The organism is Mesorhizobium sp. NZP2234 (assembly GCF_013170765.1).
Taxonomy (GTDB): domain Bacteria; phylum Pseudomonadota; class Alphaproteobacteria; order Rhizobiales; family Rhizobiaceae; genus Mesorhizobium; species Mesorhizobium loti_D.
In genome coordinates this window covers 5,710,265-5,726,995 of record NZ_CP033364.1, presented here as the reverse complement: position 1 = coordinate 5,726,995, position 16,731 = coordinate 5,710,265, and the positions used below count along the sequence as shown (strand labels likewise).

Below are 16,731 nucleotides of genomic sequence, written 5' to 3'. Positions count from 1 at the left end.
GTCTTGGATCATCGGATAGACCGAGCGCATCTGACGTGGCAGCAATTCCCATGCTACGCGCGGCGATGCACCTCGACACGGTGTTCACCTTGCCGATCATGACTGTGTCCTGCTGTATACGGACATCGTCGATGGCATCGATGCATTCTCCTATCGCCCCGACGGGAAGGGCGGCGTCGAACTCCACAAGGACAAGGGCAGTTTCGTCGAGACGGTGCGTGATGCGCTTGGTCTCAAAAGGATGCGCGTCGTTGAAACCAGCGGCAACGACTACATGCGTGAGCGCGCCCAGTGGGACAGCGGCGCCGACCTTGTCTGTGCCTCGCCAGGCGTGGTGTTCGCCTATGATCGCAATACCTACACCAACACGCTGCTTCGCAAGGAAGGCATCGAGGTCATCACCATCACCGGTGCCGAGCTCAGGCGTGGACGTGGAGGTGGTCACTGCATGACCCGCCCGATCATCCGCGACGTCGTCGATTATTGACCGTCAAGGATCAAGACGCGGACGTTGTTGAGCCGGTCGAGGTGGGAACATGGCCCAACTCGACACTCCCGGTGCGCAAGAGGCCGCGGCGGCATCCTGTCAACCCATAAGTGCGCGGGCCTTTATCGGGCGGCTTCTGGCGCGCTTACGATTCCACCGTTTCGGGCTTGGGCTGGAGCGCAGGTGAATCAGAGACCGGGCACACATTTTTTGGACTTCCCGCTCATGCGTCGCCTGTTGAAATAGTAAATAATTCAAGATGATAGCTCTAACTCAGAGCCATAAAATCGTTCGGAGAATAAAGAAGGCGCAAGATTGCTGAAGCTTGAAGCCTATAAAAACCGCGCTCGATGACCACGCTTCGGCAAGCCGTCCGATCGTCCGGGACTGGTCGACGTCACTGCCCTGACCTTCGCTTTCCCCGGCTGGGGCGGTTCACCATTTGACGGAAACGGCAAACTGCTCCAGCTATTTGTTTTTACGCAATTCCCTGGGAAGCCATTCACGCTTTCCTGTAATTGCTCTAGAGCGTGTTGCTGTTGATTTGAATCGGTTGGGATTCACGCCGAGGTGATTTTGTGATTCAAGATGCTGGCTGGGCGGAGGCCAGCATCGGATGCCAAGACCCTATTCAAACGATCTTCGTGAGCGCGTTGCGGCAGCGGTTGCGGCTGGCCGGACATGCCGGGAAACGGCTGCATTGTTCGGGGTGAGCGTGGCGAGTGTTGTGAAGTGGTCGCAACGCCAACGATTGAGCGGAAGCGCATCGGCGTTGCGCATGGGGCGTCAATCCGGCCGGGATTTGGAGCCACATCGCGTGTGGCTGCTGGAGCGGGTAGCCTCACAGTCGCATGTGAGCGTGCGAGCGCTGTCGGCGGAGCTTGCCGAGCGCGGCATCGTGGCAGCCCCGGTGTCGGTGTGGCGGGTGCTGAAGGAGGCCGGGTTCAGCTTCAAAAAAAACGCTGTTCGCCAGCGAGCAGGACAGGCCGGCGATTGCGCGGCGCCGGGCACAATGGAGGAAGTATCAAGGCAGGCTTGATCCACGGCGCCTGGTGTTCATCGACGAAACCTGGGCAAAAACCAACATGGCGCCGCTACGAGGCTGGGGGCCTCGTGGGCACCGATTGGTCGCCAAGGCTCCGCATGGCAAATGGCGCACGCTGACCTTCCTGGCCGCGCTGCGCTGCGAGCGCATCGACGCGCCCTGCGTCATTGATGGTCCCATCAACGGTGCAAGCTTTGCGGCCTGGGTTGAGCAGTTCCTCGTGCCGACGCTCTCGCCCGGTGACATCGTCGTCATGGACAATCTTGGAAGTCACAAGGGGCAAGCCATTCGTCGTGCCATTCGCGCGGCCGGAGCCAAGCTTTTCTACCTGCCACCCTACAGTCCAGACCTAAACCCGATCGAGCAGGTCTTCGCCAAGCTCAAGCACCTCATGCGAAAGGCTTCAGAACGGACCGTCGAGGCCACATGGCGACGTATCGGAACACTCCTCGAAAGCTTTCAACCCGCTGAATGCGCCAACTATCTCGTCAACGCTGGATATGCTTCAATGTAAGTGAAACACGCTCTAGTTGGTCTTTAGCTTGCCGACGCGGTTCTCGGCGATCCAGCGGGCGGCCAGTACCAGCGCGCCCATGCTGAAATCCTTGCCATGCTTGGCCACCATTTCTTCCGACAGATTGGCAAGCCGTTCGAAAAAATCGTCCTTGCTTTTGTCCTCTGCGGTGAGTTCGGTCTGCATTTCATCCTCCTGTGTCATGCGGACAGCGTCCGCTATTTGAACATCTGCGCGGGGAAGGTGACGATCGCGGCGGTGCCGTCGACGGCGCCTATCGCCAGATGTCGACCATCGCCCGACCAGGCAAGCGCGGTTACCGCGCTGCCCAGCGGCCTGACGAGGAGCTCGTCACGCATGCCGACCTGGGCGACGGTGATGCGGCCATTGGCGTAGCCGGCCGCGATCAGCTTCTTTTCCGGGTGTGCCGCCACCACCTCGACCAGAACCAGCCCGGCGCGACCCGTTTCCAATGCACCCGAGGTTTCGCCACCAACCGGCGGGGCTGTCATCGACCAGCCGGCGATCCGGAACGCGCCCGAGGCAAACAGCGCATTTGCCGGCGAGCTCCAGCACACGGTCCGAACAGGCGAGGGGAATCCCTCGACGATGTCAGCTTGGCCACCGGCGATGCTGACCAGGCCAAGGCCTCCTGTCTCCAGCCCGCAGGCCAGCCACGTGCCGTCACGATTCCATCGGATCGACACCGGGCGTGCCGGGAGGGAAACATCGCGTATCAGGGCCGCGTCGTCTTCGATCGCCCAGATCGACAGCCCCTCGCCAAGGCCCAAGGCAAGGCCCCGGCCGCCTGGCGAGAAGGCAAGGCAATCCGTCGACGATGTCACATCGCGTTCCAGTCGCGTGGTGCCGCTTTCGCTCTGCGAGAGGAATACATCATGCCCGTTGCTGACCGCTGTCGTGCCAGCCCTCGCGCTGTGGTCGATCGCGACGATCGGCCCGTCTATTCTGATCAGGGGGTTCGCGACTTCACCGCCGGCGGTCAGATGCAGCACCTCGCCGCTGGCCGCGCCAACCAGAAAGCCGGAATGCGGATGGGTGGCGAGCGGGACGTCGCCCTCCGCGAATGCCGCCGTGGCAATCAATGGCAATGGGGGCTTTTCCCGGGGGCGGATCGTCGTCTGGCCGAGATCGTTGCTCACCCGGATCCGCGCTTCCGGCGGCTCGTTGTCCGCGACCGCGGCAATGGCGACGGTTCCGTCCACCGAAGTGAAAGCGACAGCAGAACCGTCGGCGCTGAAGCCCAGCTCCGCGATCGCCGACGGTCGCTGCCAGGTGCGCGCCAAGAGATCGAACAAGGTCAGGTTCTGCGTCGTCTGCTGGTTCATGCTGTCTCTCCCATCAGTCCTTGTTCGTCGTTGCGGCAAGCCGGCGATCAACGTCATCGACATCATCTTCGGCCGCGACAATGCGTTGTTCGCACGCCGCGCATGCCTGCATGATTGCCGCCGCGCTCTGCTCTGCGTCATGCAAGTCCCGCACCAGTTGCGCACTGGCCCCACTTCTGCCGATTTCCAGCTCCAAGCGCAGCACGTCCATTTCGATGCCGGCGCGCTTCTGGTTCAGCCGCAACGCTTCCGCGGTGAGAGCGGAGACGCTGGCGACAAGATCGAGTCGGCGCGCAAGCAGCGCGCCACGCCTGGCCGTTTCGGATCCCTTGGTCATTTTTCCCTCCCCAAAGGCCCGGCTGGTTTTTCGAAAGCCGAGAGCAATTTGGGCAGCGTGCCGGCCTGCGACTGGAACTGCTTTTCGGCCGTTTCGATATGGCTTTTGAGTTGGTCCCAGATGTCCACGCGGATCATCGACGTCGTGTCGCCCGTCAAGCGCTCGATCTCCTCGACACGGAACTGACGCGTCAGCGAAACACCTGAAAACACGAATTCCCGCAACAGGATCGCATGGCTTTCTATGAACAGATGGACCATCGGATGCGTCTCCGAGGTGACGCCGCCGGCGGTGAGTTCGGCCCGGATGAAGTCCTGGAAATGGGCCTGCAGGCGGTGCTGGCTCTCGCCCATGAAACGCATGACGAAGACCAGGTCGCGGGGCATCAGCTTGACAAGATCGCCGGCGATGCCGTCGGCATGGCTGGACATCGGTCCGGGCGGCCCGTTTCTGTCTTCATCGTTCGGCATGGTCTTTCTCCAGCGCGAAGCCCGTCGATGGGCTGTGGCTTTCAAATAATAGAGAAAGACGAATAATTAAACAGGTGATGTTGATTTTGATATTTGCTGCAATTGCTAACTAAATATGTTGCGAGTGCGAATATACACGCCAAATATTACAGCCGTAAGTTACAGGTGTAAAGAAACGTTACATTCGAATTCGGGGTTGCGCGCCGAAGGGGTCGCGATCTTGTTTTCAGTCCCGGCCATGAGTGCTATTCCGGAACTGGCACGCTGCTTGCTTTGCTCATTCTCATAAGAAGCCCATCGCGCTTGGCGCGGTGCCAAAAGAACGAAGGAACGGAGGAAGCAGAGACGCATTCCGCTTCGATACGCCCACCGCACATGCGGTTGGCGCCGCGGGTTTCTGCAAACGCCTCGAGAACCTTTGCCGCGATCCACTTGAATGGCTGGACCATGAGTCGCGCCTCGATGCGCGACCCCTTGTCATGCCGTTCGCACTCTCACTGGCGGCGTTTTGTGCCGCTTCATGCCGGGGTCAAGGGACCCGCGGCTCAAACCTGGTGGAGGCTTATGACCATGACGTCTCTGACGCTCAACAAGATTACCTCGCAGCGCGGAATCTCCGTCGGCGAGGCGACCAAGAAGATTGCCGACCTCGGCTGGAATCCTTCCTACGTGCAGGAAGCGATGACGTTTCCGACCGACTACAAGATCAACAAGACGCCGCGCGACCCGATGAAACAGGTTTTGCGGTCCTATTTCCCGATGCAGGAAGAGAAGGACAACCGCGTCTATGGCGCGCTCGACGCGGCATTGCGCGGCGACATGTTCCGCAACGTCGAACCGCGCTGGGTCGAGTGGATGAAGCTCTTCCTGGCCATCATTCCCTTCCCGGAAATCTCCGCCGCCCGATCGATGGCGATGGTTGCCCGCATCGCGCCCGGTGAGGAACTCAGAACCGGCTTCACCATGCAGATGATCGACGAGTTCCGTCACTCGACGATCCAGATGAATCTGAAGAAATGGTACATGGAGAACTACATCGATCCGGCCGGCTTCGACATCACCGAGGAAGCCTTCGGAAAGTGCTATGCCACCACCATCGGCCGGCAGTTCGCCGAAGGCTTCATCACCGGCGACACGATGACCGCCGCCTGCATGTACCTGACCGTGGTGGCCGAGACCGCCTTCACCAACACACTGTTCGTCGCCATGCCTTCGGAGGCCGCCCGCAACGGTGACTACGCGCTGCCGACCGTCTTCCTGTCGGTGCAGTCGGACGAGAGCCGGCATATCGGCAATGGCCATTCGCTGCTGATGGCGGCGCTCAAGGAGCCGGAGAACCATCTGCTGCTCGAACGCGACCTGCGCTACGCCTTCTGGCAGAACCACGCGATCGTCGATGCCGCCATCGGCACCTTCATCGAATACGGCACCACCAACCGCGACAAGAACAAGGAGTCCTACGCGGAAATGTGGCACCGCTGGATCTACGAGGACTACTATCGCACCTACATGCTGCCGCTCGAGAAATACGGCATCAAGGTCCATCACGACGACGTCCAGGCGGCTTGGGAGCGCATCACCAAGAAGAACTACGTCCACAAGGTCGGGCAGTTCTTCGCGGTCGGCTGGCCGGTCAATTTCTGGCGCATCGAGGCCCAGACCGACAAGGACTTCGAGTGGTTCGAGCACAAGTATCCGGGCTGGTACGCCGAATTCGGCGACTTCTGGAAATGGTACGCCAAGCTCAGCCACAAGGGCGAGAAGGTGCTGCTGTTCAACAGCGACGTCGGCTACGTCTATCCGCACCGCTGCTGGTCCTGCCTCGTCCCCTGCCTGATCCGCGAGGACATGGTGGTCGGCGAGATCAACGGCGAACTCTACACATTTGCTCACGAGCTCGACCGCTGGACCACGATGGTCGCCTTCAACGACGAGTATGAGGGCCGTCCGACGCCGGCGATGGGGCGTTTCAGCGGCAAGCGCGAGTGGGAGACGCTCTATGACGGCTGGGATCTGGCTGATGCCATCAAGGACCTGAACTTCGTCCGCTCCGACGGCAAGACGCTGGTTCCGCAACCGCATCTGCGCTTCGACGACAAGGAGATGTGGACGCTTGACGATGTGCGCGGCAACACGCTCGGTTCGCCGCTCAACGCCCTGCGTGCCATGTCGCCCGCGGACCGTGAGAAGCATCTGGCCGAATACCGGGCCGGCTTCACCATCAATCCCTGCAACTGATCAGGCCAGGGGGCGGGTTCGTCCCGCCCCTTGCTTTCACTGGAGGTCCGTATGTCGGAAACCCACACGGTCAGGCTCAGCCCAGTCGGTGTCGAGTTCGATGTCGAGAATGGCGAAACGGTGCTCAACGCCGCGTTTCGTCAGGGCATCGCGCTGCCGCACGGCTGCAAGGAAGGGCAGTGCTCGGCCTGCAAAAGCGTGCTGCTCGAAGGCGAAGTCGACATGCTGAAATATTCGACCTTCGCGCTGAACGACATGGAGAAGGAAAGCGGGCACGTCCTGTTGTGCCGTTGCATCGCCTACTCCGACCTGGAGGTCGAGCTTCTCAACTACGACGAGGAGATTCTGGCGAAGGCGATCGCCGTTAAAACGTACAAGGGCCGGATTGCTCGCATCGAGCAGCTGACCCACGACATTCGCGGCATCGAGATCGAACTCGGCTCGCCGATGAAGTTTTGGGCGGGGCAATATGTCGACATCACGGTTACCACGCAAAAAGGGGAGACGATTACGCGCTCGTTCTCCATGGCAAATACGCCGGACCAAACCCAAAAACTCTCCTTCATCATCAAAAAATACCCCGAAGGAAAGTTCTCGGGAGAACTCGATTCCGGAGGCATCAGGGCCGGAGCCGAAGTCACCGTCGTCGGACCCTACGGAACCTGCTTCCGCCGCGACGAACGGCAAGGACCACTGATCCTGGTCGGGGCCGGATCGGGCATGTCGCCGATCTGGTCGATCCTCAACGACCACCTGAAGAGCGGCGAGAAACGTCCGGTCTATTTCTTCTACGGCGCCCGCACCCGCAGCGACCTGTTCTATCTCGACAGGATCGCCGAGCTGGTCGGCAATCATTCCGACGTCACCTTCATTCCCGTGCTGTCGCACGCCAATGACGACGCCGAATGGCAAGGCGAGCGTGGCTTCGTGCACCAGAGTGTCGATGCCAAGCTCAAGCAACTGGCGGTCGACGGGCAGGGCGATGTCCATGCCTGCGGCCCGCCGCCGATGATCGATGCGCTGCAGCCGGTGCTGTTCATGAACGGCTTCGAGACCGAGCGGATCTTCTTCGACAAGTTCACCACATCGGCAGGCGCAACGCCGGCCCATTGAGGGCGGTCGTGCCAAGCCAACCACAACTGCAACAAGGGAGAGAGACTATGCCTGCAACCTCGAGTTCAGTCGGTTCCGGAGCCGCTGGTGCCGCGATCTTCGCCGACTCCGACAGCCGGAAATACCGGTACTTCGAGCCGAAAGGCCAGCGTGCCACACACTACGAGGACATGACGGTCGACGTTCAGCCCGATCCGGAACGCTACCTGATCCAGGACTGGATCATCTCTTTCGCCGACGGCAAGGGCGCCTATGTCAAGCAGAACACCGCCGCCCAGAGCTCCAACTGGCATGCCTTCCGCGCCCCTGACCAGGAGTGGGAGCGCACGCACTACCAGCGCCAGTCGAAGATCGAGACGATGGTGCAGAGCGTCATCAACAATGCCCGCAAGTCGGGTGCGCCGAAGACCTTCGACAAGGCCTGGGTCAAGATCCTGCAGACGCAGCTCGGCGCCTGGAAACATGCCGAATTCGGGCTCGGCACCTCGCTGATGCAGGCGCAGCGTTACGGCTACACCCAGATGATCAACAACGCGACGCTGACCAACTCGTCCTACAAGCTGCGGCTTGCCCAGGATATCACGCTCTACCTTGCCGAGATCGGCATGGACCTGCCGGGCTGGGACGACGAACTCGGCAAGAAGGCCTGGCTCGAGGACAAGAACTGGCAGGGCACGCGCGAAGCGATCGAGACCATCATGGGCGCGACCGATTATCTCGAGCAGTATTTCGCCATCAACATCGTCTTCGAGCCGCTGGTTGGCGAGGCGTTCCGCTCCGGTTTCCTGATGCAGATCGCCGCCGCCAACCATGACTTCATTACGCCCGCGGTGATCTCGGCGGCCGAGGCGGACTACGAGCGCAACCTCGCCAACACGATCGACCTGATCCACATGCTCGCCAACGACGAGAAATACGGCGCGGCGAACAAGAAGCTCTTCCAGGGCTGGGTCAAGAAGCACGGCGCACTCGCCGACAAGGCAGCCACCGGCCTGCAGCCGATCTGGTCGATGCCGCATTCCAAGCCCGTCGCATTCGTCGATGTCCGTGCCAAATCCGAGGAGCGGATTGGCCAGATCCTCGGCGAACTCGGCCTCAAGCGCTGAAACAGGAGAAAATCGTCATGTCACTATCTGCACGCGACGCAACGCATTCCAACATCTTCAAGGCGATGAAGGATATCACCTTCGAGCAGACGATTTCGCATCAGTGCGGCGTCACCATGAACGACTCGGTCGAGGCACGCGCCATCGCCGAATTCATGGGCCAGAAGCCTGGGGTGACCATCACTTATCAGCCGGCACTGATCCGCATCGACGGCGACGGCAAGCTGATCTTCAAGATGGACGCGATCGGCGAATATCTCGGCCGCGAGATGTCGGCCGAGACCTTCGAGGTCAATACCTCCACCCATTACGGCCGCATGGTTCGGGTCGACGACAACACCGTGATCCTGTTCGGCAACATGGACGAGATGTTCGAATACATCGAATAGCCATCGCCAAAAAATCCGGCGCGCCGCCGGGTGCGGCGCGCCCAACCCATCAACGCGATTGCTGCGGAGGAAAACATGTACAGAACACCGGAAGGCAAGGACATCTTCATAGTCGACGGCCACACCCATTTCTGGGACGGCAGCCCGGAAAACCAGAAGAACATCCACGGCAAGCAGTTCATCGAGTGCTTCTATGCCTACCACACGGGCTTGAGTCCGAAGGAGCAGCTGTGGGAGAAGAGCAAGTTCGAGAAATACAGCGCCGATGATCTCTATCGCGACCTGTTCATCGACGGTCCCGACGATGTGGCGATCGTCCAGTCGACCTATCTCAAGGACTTCTACAAGAACGGCTTCAACACGATCGAGCGCAATGCCGAGGTGGCCAAGCGCTATCCCGAGCGGTTCATCGTCAACGGCGCCTTCGATCCGCGCGATGGCGAGAAGGCGCTGGAATACATCCACTTCCTCAAGGAGACCTACAACGTCAAGGGCGTGAAGATGTACACGGCCGAGTGGAACGGCGCCTCCAAGGGCTGGAAGCTCACCGATCCCGATGCCTACAAATGCTTCGAGCTCTGCGACAAGCTCGGCATCAGGAACATCCACGTCCACAAGGGCCCGACGATCCTGCCGCTCTCGAAGGATGCGTTCGACGTTCATGACGTCGACCATGCGGCGACGGATTTCCAGGGCCTCAACTGGATCATCGAGCATTGCGGCCTGCCGCGCCTCGACGATTTCTGCTGGATCGCGACGCAGGAAACCAACGTCTATGGCGGCTTGGCGGTGGCACTGCCCTTCATCCACGCACGCCCGCGCTATTTCGGCGAGGTCATCGCCGAGCTTCTGTTCTGGCTCGGGCCGGAGAAGATCCTGTTCGGCTCGGATTACGCGATCTGGACGCCGCGCTGGCTGGTCGAGAAATTCTGGGCCTACCAGATCCCGCAGGACATCGCCGCCGAACGGGGCGTGCAGCTGACCGACGAGATCAAGGAGAAGATCCTCGGCCTCAACGTGGCTCGTCTCTACAACATCGATATCGAAGCCAAGAAGAAGGCGCTCGCCAGCTCGCCCTTCAGCATCGCGGCGGAGTAGGGGCCATGGCAACCGCCACCGTTTCCGGCGACCGCCAGAAGGAACTCTGGCGGCGCCTTGGGGAGGTCAATGACCCTGAACTCGACGAACCCATCACCGAGATGGGTTTCGTTGAGCGGGGCGAGGTGAAGGGCGATGGCAGCGTGGAGATAGATTTCCGGCTGCCAACCTACTGGTGCTCGCCCAACTTCGCGTTCCTGATGCTGGACGGTGTGCGCAAGGCACTCGACCAGCTTTCCTGGTCACCGGCCTATCGCGTCAAGCTGCACGATCACATGTTCGCCGAAGAGGTCAATCGCGGCATGGAGGCCGGCAAGGCGTTCGGCGACATCTTCGCCGTGCTTGCCGAGGATCAGGATCTCGGCGCCTTGCGCGAAACCTTCGCGATGAAGGCCTTCAGGCGGCGACAGGAGGCACTTCTGCGCGGCCTCAAGGCGCACGGTCTCACCGATCGCGAAATCCTCGGCATGGACCTGCCGGCATATGACGTCGCGCGTTTCGAGCCGGGCGAGGCAGCCAAACAGAAGCCGAGATACCGGGCGGCCCTGCTCGAGCGTTTTCCCGGCCGCAGGGCGGACGAACCCGTCTTCGTGACCTGGGAAGGGCGACCCGTACCGCCTGCCGCGCTCAGCGCCTACCTCGCCGAATTGCGCGGTGTGCGCATCAACATGGAGTTCAACGGCGCGCTGTGCCGGGGACTCAAGCAGACCAGGTACAAGGAACTGGATGTGGTCGACGGCGAACCAACGTTGGTCGATTTCATCATGGATCGCGTGCCGGTGCGAGTCGCACCAACCGCCTGAAGCAGAGCCGACAGCAACGGCCTCCCTTGCACGAGGCCCCTAACCAACAACCCGCCCGTAAGGCGGAAGGAGGAACCATGCCCAAGATAATGCTTCATAATTCCGAAGCCCGCCGCGCTCTCGCCCGTGGCGTCTTCCGGCTCGCCGCCGCCGTCGAGCCGACGCTCGGCCCCAAAGGCATGAACGCCATGATCGACCGGCCGATCGGCACGCCGATGGTGACCCGCGACGGTGTCAGCATCGCCTCCGAGATCGAGCTGCACGACCGTTTCGAAAACATGGGCGCGCAAGTCGTCCGCGAAGTATCGATGCAGACCAACGAGGTCGCCGGCGATGGCACCACGACGGCCATCGTGCTCGCCAATGCGCTGATCCAGGGCGGCGTCGAAGCGAACGAGCGCGGGGTGAAATCCGTCGATCTGTGCAAGGGCATCGACCTTGCCGTGGCGGCGGTGGTCGCCGCGCTCAAGACTTCCGCCAAACCCGCCAAGGGCAACGGTATCCTGGCGTCGGTCGCCAACATCGCGGCGACCAACGCCAGGCTTGGCGCCCTGGTGGCGGAGGCGCATCAGCGGGTGGGTGCCGAAGGCGTCATCACCACCGATTTCAGCGTTACCACCGAGACCACGCTCGACGTCGTCGAAGGCATGTCCTTCGAACGCGGCTATCTCTCGCATCACATGGTGACCGATCAGGAGAAGATGGAGGCGGTTCTCGATCGGCCCTACATCCTGATGACCGACCTCAAGATCAAGGAGCCGGGACAGCTCGATGCGGTTCGCCGCATTGCCAACGAGAATGGCCGGCCTTTGCTGATCGTATCGGAGGAGATGTCGCCGGAAGTGGTGGTGACGCTGCTCGGCAAGCAGGGGCCGGGACGATACCTCGTCGTTCATCCGCCGGAATATGGCCATTGGCGCAAGGCGATGATGGAGGATCTGGCCATCATCACCGGCGGCAAGGTGATCGCGCGCGATCTCGGCGGCCGGCTCGAGGATGTCACCGCCGAGGATCTCGGCACCGCCGATCGGGTGAAGACCAGTTCGTCCTACACCTCGATCATTCGCGGCGGCGGCGACCATGCGGCGATCGCCTCGCGCCGCGCTCAGGTCCAGCGGCAGTATGAAGCCTCGCAGCCGAACATCGACCAGGACAAGCTGCGCGAACGCCTTGCCAAGCTCTCGGGCGGCACCGCGATCCTCTATGCCGGCGGCGTCACGCCGGTCGAGCAGAAGCGGACCATCCAGCTGATCGAGGATTCCTTGAATGCGGTGCGCGCCGCATCCGAAGAGGGTGTGGTCGCCGGCGGCGGCTCGGCACTCGCACAGATCGCGCCGTTGCTCGACAAGGTGGCGGCCGGGGTCGACGGCGACGTCGCCGAGGGCGTGCGCCTGGTGCGCTCGGTCCTGACGCGACCGCTCTGGCGCATCGCCGCCAATGCCGGCGCCGATCCCGAAGCCGTGGTGATCGAGGTCACACGCATCAACGGCGGCTATGGCTACAACGCATCGACCGGCGCCTATCAGAACATGTTCGAGGCAGGGATCATCGATCCGGTTCGTGTCACCTACACCGCGCTCGCCAACGCGGCGTCGGTGGCGACGCTGATCCTGACCACCGAGACGCTGATTGGCGACCTCGCCGAGGATGAGGATCCGACGGCCGGTCCGGCGCGTGGCGGCGGCTCGGAAAAGCTCGGCCGCGCCTGAAGCAATCCAGACAATCCCGACGTTGAAGGATACGACCATGAAAGCTGCCAGACTCTACGAATACGACCCGAAGATGAACGTCCAGCTCAAGATCGAGGAGGTCAAGGCGCCGACAATCACCGCGCCCGACGAGGTGATCGTACGGGTCGGCGCCGCCGGTCTCTGTCGCACCGACCTGCACATCATCGAGGGTGTTTGGAAGCCGACCATGGACCCGGAGGGCACGCTTTTGCCCTACATCATGGGTCACGAAAATGCCGGCTGGGTCGAAGAGGTCGGCAGCGGCGTCAAATCGGTCAAGCGGGGCGATGCGGTGATCTGCCATCCTTTCCGCTCATGCGGCATCTGCCTCAACTGTCGCCATGGCGAGGACATGTATTGCGACAACGGTCAATTCCCCGGTCTTGGCATGAATGGCGGCTTCGCCGAATACTTCATCACCAGCGAACGCTCGCTGATCAAGCTCAATGCCAACATCACGCCGATCGAGGTGGCGCCGCTGGCCGATGCCGGCATCACCGCCTACCGCGCCGCCAAACGCGCCGCCAAGCTGCTACGGCCGGGGAGTTACTGCGTGCTGCTCGGCATAGGCGGGCTCGGCCACATCGCGCTGCAATCGCTGCACGCGATCTCGGGTTGCCGTATCATCGCCGTCGATCGAGAACCGGCGGCACGGGTGCTGGCCAAGGATCTCGGTGCCGACTTCATCCTTGATGGCGGGCCAAACGTCGTCGAGGAGGTCAGCCAGATCACCGGCGGCGGCGCGCATGTGGTCATTGACTTCGTCGGCGAACTCGGCGTCGAGAACATCTGCTGGAAGATGGTGCGCAAGGGCGGACAATTGTTTGTCGTCGGCTATGGCGGCAACATCAATGTGCCGACCGCGCATCTCGTCATCGAGGAGATCAACATCGGCGGCAGCCTGGTCGGCAATTTCACCGAGCTTGTCGAACTGATGGAGCTCAACGCCGACGGCAAGGTGAAGATGCACTACACCGAATACAATCTCGCCAGCATCAACACCGCACTCGACGATTTCAAGAACCGGCGGTTCACCGGGCGCGGCGTCATCGTTCCCTGACGCCCGGCCGGAATGCGGGCGCAGGCCAGTCGCCAGTCCGATCCATCAGCCGCAATTCCCCCAACCCCATGGCGCGAATGCCGTGGGGTTCTTCTTTTTGCTGCGTGTCAGAGGAACCCGCGCCGGATGTCGTACTGGCCGAGCTTGCGATAGAGCGTCGGCCGCGAAATGCCGAGCCTCAGCGCAACCTTGCTGAGATTGCCGCTCTCCGCGACAAGCGCATTCTTGATCGCCTGGCGTTCGGCATCCTCGAAGGTGCATACAGGTGCTTCGAGCATGGTCGCGGGATGGTCGCCATGCATGGCTATTGCGTCGCGATTGCCCGCACTGATTTCCCCGGGAAGGTCCTGGAGTTCGATCGTGCCGCCGCGCGCCAGTATATGCAGGCGCTCGACCAGGTTCTTCAATTCGCGCACATTTCCCGGCCAGCGATAGGCCAGCAGCGCGTCGAGGGCGTCGTTTGAAAACTCCAGCGGGTCGTTGCCCGCCAGCTTCGCGATCCGCCGGTTGAAATGCTCGACCAGCAGCAGAACGTCGTCGCCGCGTTCACGCAACGCCGGCACATGGATCGAAACCGCGCCGATGCGGTAATAGAGATCGCCGCGGAAGCGCCCGGCCGCCACTTCCTGCTTGAGGTCGCGGTTGGTCGAGGCGACCAGCCGCACATCCACCGGCCGGCCCCTGGAATCGCCGATGCGGTGGACGACACGTTCTTCCAGGACACGCAACAGGAAGGGCTGGATCTCGAGCGGCAACTCGCCGATTTCGTCAAGGCTGAGCACGCCGCCATTGGCGAGTTCGAAGATGCCCGGCTTGCCCTCGCGCGAAGCTCCGGTGAAGGCGCCGCCGACGTGACCGAACAATTCGCTGCCGAACAGTTCCTTGGTGATCGCGCCACAGTTCATGGCAATGAAAGGGTCGTTTTCGGTGCGTCGGCTGCCGGCATGGACAAGCCGGGCAAACAGCTCTTTTCCGACGCCCGTTTCGCCTTCTATCAGCAACGAGGTGACACCGTTCGAGCCGGCCACCCGGGAGGCGACATCGACGGCAGCCAGCAATTTCTCGCTTTCGCCGACGATCATCGCCGCGGCTGTCCGCAGATGCTTGTTTTCTTCTCGGCGGATCACCGTCATGCTCGAGACGGCCGGCACCGATGGAAACACCAGGGCCGCGCCACGAAGATCGCCGTCAAGCTTCAGCGGTGTGACATGGCAGGATCGCAGATGCGCCGGCAGCGCGTTGGCGAGATCGCTGTCGCAGCCGGAGGCCGGCAGGTTCATCAGCCATCGACCACGCCCCGGTTCCATCGGGCCGTCCATCATCTCTGTCGTGTCGCCATTGGGCACGTTGTTGCAGAAGATCGCGCGGCCGCGATGATCGACAATCACCAACCCATCTTTGCGGCGGTAGCTGGGTGCCGAGGAAATGAAGGCTTCGAGTAGGCGCGTGCGCTGTTCCTGCTGCTGTTCGGCCAGGGCCTTTTCGATCTGCCTGGCGGTGGCCGCGACCAGCGCCGTGTTGTGCGGCCGGAAGATCGGCGAATAGCCCGACAGGTCGACAACGCCGATGATCTTGCCGTCCAGGGGATCGCGGATCGGCGCGCCGGCGCAGGTCCAGGATTTGATGCCGGCGCAGAAATGTTCGGCGGCATGGACGAAAATCGGCTCTCCAGTCCACAGCGCGGTGCCGATGCCATTGGTTCCAACGGCATCCTCGTTCCATTTGCCGCCGATGCCCAGATGAATGTCCTGGCCGTTATGCAGGGTCTTCTTGTCGCCGATCGCGTCGATGAGCACGCCGTCGCTGTCGGCGAGCACCAGCATGGCTCCCGTCCCCTCCAGCAACGGGCCAAGGGAGGCAAACGATCGCCGCGCCGCCGAAAGCAGCTCGGCGTTGGCGCGGGTCAGATATTCGATCTCGTCACGGTCGCTGGAGAGCGGTGCCTCGATGCCTTGAGCGTCGATGCCGCCGGTGGCGCTGCGATACCAGGAATCGTGGATCAGCGAGCGGACATGGACCGGATCGCGGGCGCACTTCGGCGCGTCAGCCAGAAAACTTTCCCAGGCGCGCATGGTGGCGCGCTCGTCATAGTCGACGTTGTCCAGAACCAACTGTCCGGTGGCCATCGACGCACGCGCCGGAATAGCCTTTGTCTTCATCTGATCGGGGCCGTTCGCGTGTCTCATTCAGCCATCACAGTACCTTTTGAGGTATGCCATTTCTGTATGCTGTCGCGGATTGGGCATGCTCAGCGACGCCCAACAGCCTGCCGTCAGTCGATGCCGAGTTTCGCGCCGATATCGGCTGCAAGCTGCTCCTCGGTGTAAGTCGAGGTCAGCCGGGACCCGTCCAACTCGGTGAGCGCCTCGCCGATGGCTTCGTCGACCGGCGAGAAAAAGCCGTTCTGCTTTGTTCCCAGAACGAAGATCTGCTCTCCATCCCGATTGCGGATATCGCCTATATGATGCAGCTGGCGGCCGGTATTCTGGTCCTTGGAGATCACACGGCCATTCATGGTGACGCGGATGGACGGCTTGGCCTCGGCCACGGTGGCCGCGCCGCCGCCAACGTGGATGATCAGGCCTTCAGCCTTGGGTTGCTGGCGTGGCTTCCTGGAAGCCGAATAGCCGCCGCCGCTGATCTGGTCGGCAAGTCGAACGATGGTCGAGCGGTTCTGCTCGATCAGCCGCTTGACCTTAACATCCTCGCGACGCGGGCCGTCCCGCTTGGAGATGATCTCGACCATGAATCCTCCCAGATTCGTCAGCTTGGCGGTGCCGCAGGTACGGTCATTTTTATGTGCGGCAAACCCTACACTGCCATCGTCAGATGCGCCATTCACAATAGGTAGCGCCGAAATTCGCGTCGTTGGTAGCAGGTGGCTGCTACACCATTACCTGCCGTATCCTGCTGTTTCAAAAAAAGGTGAGCCGGACAGCTGGCCGAGCGGTTCGACACTCATTGCGGATGGTTCGGTCGTGAGGTAGTTTACACA

16 protein-coding genes and 1 pseudogene are annotated in these 16,731 nt (G+C 61.6%); 10 read left to right on the top strand and 7 right to left on the bottom strand.

The window, feature by feature from the left end:
- Positions 1–5: 5 nt before the first annotated feature.
- Together EB230_RS28045 and EB230_RS28040 are read left to right on the top strand one after the other, a co-directional pair.
- Positions 6–487, top strand: a pseudogene (locus tag EB230_RS28045) (arginine deiminase family protein); the annotation flags it as partial.
- 616 nt (positions 488–1,103) lie between these two features.
- Positions 1,104–2,046 (top strand): IS630 family transposase gene (locus tag EB230_RS28040; protein ID WP_156394344.1). Its coding sequence is split into 2 segments (ribosomal slippage): positions 1,104–1,439 and positions 1,441–2,046, totalling 942 coding nucleotides; the frame shifts between segments, so codons are not numbered across the junction.
- A 12-nt stretch (positions 2,047–2,058) separates the two neighbouring features.
- Here the strand turns inward: EB230_RS28040 and EB230_RS28035 are convergent.
- The 5 genes from EB230_RS28035 to EB230_RS28015 form a co-directional block, all read right to left on the bottom strand.
- Entirely contained in the window at positions 2,059–2,232 is a 174-nt protein-coding gene (locus EB230_RS28035) for a hypothetical protein (RefSeq protein ID WP_171883328.1), read from the bottom strand.
- Between the two features lie 32 nt (positions 2,233–2,264).
- Positions 2,265–3,443, bottom strand: coding sequence for a WD40 repeat domain-containing protein (locus tag EB230_RS28030; protein WP_210261323.1), 1,179 nt, complete (start codon positions 3,441–3,443; stop codon positions 2,265–2,267).
- Positions 3,406–3,729 carry a hypothetical protein gene (locus EB230_RS28025; RefSeq protein ID WP_056565051.1) on the bottom strand — a complete coding sequence of 108 codons (324 nt, stop codon included), beginning with the start codon at positions 3,727–3,729 and terminating at the stop codon, positions 3,406–3,408. Before EB230_RS28025 ends, EB230_RS28030 begins: the two co-directional genes overlap by 38 nt.
- Complete coding sequence (locus EB230_RS28020) at positions 3,726–4,199, bottom strand: hypothetical protein (RefSeq protein ID WP_172374336.1); 474 nt, start codon at positions 4,197–4,199, stop codon at positions 3,726–3,728. Before EB230_RS28020 ends, EB230_RS28025 begins: the two co-directional genes overlap by 4 nt.
- Positions 4,200–4,444: 245 nt before the next feature.
- Positions 4,445–4,648: a hypothetical protein gene (locus EB230_RS28015; protein ID WP_172374335.1), complete on the bottom strand. Its 204-nt coding sequence runs from the start codon at positions 4,646–4,648 to the stop codon at positions 4,445–4,447.
- A gap of 121 nt (positions 4,649–4,769) precedes the next feature.
- Here EB230_RS28015 and EB230_RS28010 point away from each other — a divergent pair, with 121 nt between their 5' ends.
- The 8 genes from EB230_RS28010 (at position 4,770) to EB230_RS27975 (ending at position 13,736) form a co-directional block, all read left to right on the top strand.
- A complete protein-coding gene (locus EB230_RS28010; protein ID WP_056565045.1) occupies positions 4,770–6,437 on the top strand; it encodes an aromatic/alkene/methane monooxygenase hydroxylase/oxygenase subunit alpha in 1,668 nt (555 codons plus the stop codon).
- A 51-nt stretch (positions 6,438–6,488) separates the two neighbouring features.
- Entirely contained in the window at positions 6,489–7,550 is a 1,062-nt protein-coding gene (locus EB230_RS28005; protein ID WP_172374334.1) for a 2Fe-2S iron-sulfur cluster binding domain-containing protein, read from the top strand.
- Between the two features lie 47 nt (positions 7,551–7,597).
- Positions 7,598–8,656: an aromatic/alkene monooxygenase hydroxylase subunit beta gene (locus EB230_RS28000; RefSeq protein WP_172374333.1), complete on the top strand. Its 1,059-nt coding sequence runs from the start codon at positions 7,598–7,600 to the stop codon at positions 8,654–8,656.
- 17 nt (positions 8,657–8,673) lie between these two features.
- A complete protein-coding gene (locus EB230_RS27995; protein WP_056565037.1) occupies positions 8,674–9,045 on the top strand; it encodes an MmoB/DmpM family protein in 372 nt (123 codons plus the stop codon).
- Positions 9,046–9,120: 75 nt separating this feature from the next.
- Positions 9,121–10,143 (top strand): amidohydrolase family protein, encoded by a 1,023-nt coding sequence (locus EB230_RS27990; RefSeq protein ID WP_172374332.1) that lies wholly within the window; start codon positions 9,121–9,123, stop codon positions 10,141–10,143.
- 5 nt (positions 10,144–10,148) lie between these two features.
- On the top strand, positions 10,149–10,946 hold the full coding sequence (locus EB230_RS27985; RefSeq protein WP_172374331.1) for an iron-sulfur cluster assembly protein: 798 nt from the start codon (positions 10,149–10,151) through the stop codon (positions 10,944–10,946).
- A 77-nt stretch (positions 10,947–11,023) separates the two neighbouring features.
- Positions 11,024–12,655 (top strand): molecular chaperone GroEL, encoded by a 1,632-nt coding sequence (locus EB230_RS27980; protein WP_172374330.1) that lies wholly within the window; start codon positions 11,024–11,026, stop codon positions 12,653–12,655.
- 37 nt (positions 12,656–12,692) lie between these two features.
- Positions 12,693–13,736: an NAD(P)-dependent alcohol dehydrogenase gene (locus EB230_RS27975; protein WP_027045789.1), complete on the top strand. Its 1,044-nt coding sequence runs from the start codon at positions 12,693–12,695 to the stop codon at positions 13,734–13,736.
- Between the two features lie 107 nt (positions 13,737–13,843).
- On the opposite strand, the gene EB230_RS27970 is transcribed toward EB230_RS27975, so the two are convergent.
- On the bottom strand, positions 13,844–15,922 hold the full coding sequence (locus EB230_RS27970; protein WP_172374329.1) for a sigma-54-dependent Fis family transcriptional regulator: 2,079 nt from the start codon (positions 15,920–15,922) through the stop codon (positions 13,844–13,846).
- Between the two features lie 86 nt (positions 15,923–16,008).
- Entirely contained in the window at positions 16,009–16,482 is a 474-nt protein-coding gene (locus EB230_RS27965) for a hypothetical protein (protein WP_172374328.1), read from the bottom strand.
- Positions 16,483–16,731 lie beyond the last annotated feature (249 nt).

Excerpts from the sequence above, each read along its gene's own strand:
- EB230_RS28035 (WP_171883328.1), bottom strand. The coding sequence starts at position 2,232 with ATGCAGACCGAACTCACCGCAGAGGACAAAAGCAAGGACGATTTTTTC.
- EB230_RS28025 (WP_056565051.1), bottom strand. The coding sequence starts at position 3,729 with ATGACCAAGGGATCCGAAACGGCCAGGCGTGGCGCGCTGCTTGCGCGC.
- EB230_RS28020 (WP_172374336.1), bottom strand. The coding sequence starts at position 4,199 with ATGCCGAACGATGAAGACAGAAACGGGCCGCCCGGACCGATGTCCAGC.
- EB230_RS28015 (WP_172374335.1), bottom strand. The coding sequence starts at position 4,648 with ATGGTCCAGCCATTCAAGTGGATCGCGGCAAAGGTTCTCGAGGCGTTT.
- EB230_RS28010 (WP_056565045.1), top strand. The coding sequence starts at position 4,770 with ATGACGTCTCTGACGCTCAACAAGATTACCTCGCAGCGCGGAATCTCC.
- EB230_RS28005 (WP_172374334.1), top strand. The coding sequence starts at position 6,489 with ATGTCGGAAACCCACACGGTCAGGCTCAGCCCAGTCGGTGTCGAGTTC.
- EB230_RS28000 (WP_172374333.1), top strand. The coding sequence starts at position 7,598 with ATGCCTGCAACCTCGAGTTCAGTCGGTTCCGGAGCCGCTGGTGCCGCG.
- EB230_RS27995 (WP_056565037.1), top strand. The coding sequence starts at position 8,674 with ATGTCACTATCTGCACGCGACGCAACGCATTCCAACATCTTCAAGGCG.
- EB230_RS27990 (WP_172374332.1), top strand. The coding sequence starts at position 9,121 with ATGTACAGAACACCGGAAGGCAAGGACATCTTCATAGTCGACGGCCAC.
- EB230_RS27985 (WP_172374331.1), top strand. The coding sequence starts at position 10,149 with ATGGCAACCGCCACCGTTTCCGGCGACCGCCAGAAGGAACTCTGGCGG.
- EB230_RS27980 (WP_172374330.1), top strand. The coding sequence starts at position 11,024 with ATGCCCAAGATAATGCTTCATAATTCCGAAGCCCGCCGCGCTCTCGCC.
- EB230_RS27975 (WP_027045789.1), top strand. The coding sequence starts at position 12,693 with ATGAAAGCTGCCAGACTCTACGAATACGACCCGAAGATGAACGTCCAG.
- EB230_RS27970 (WP_172374329.1), bottom strand. The coding sequence starts at position 15,922 with ATGAGACACGCGAACGGCCCCGATCAGATGAAGACAAAGGCTATTCCG.
- EB230_RS27965 (WP_172374328.1), bottom strand. The coding sequence starts at position 16,482 with ATGGTCGAGATCATCTCCAAGCGGGACGGCCCGCGTCGCGAGGATGTT.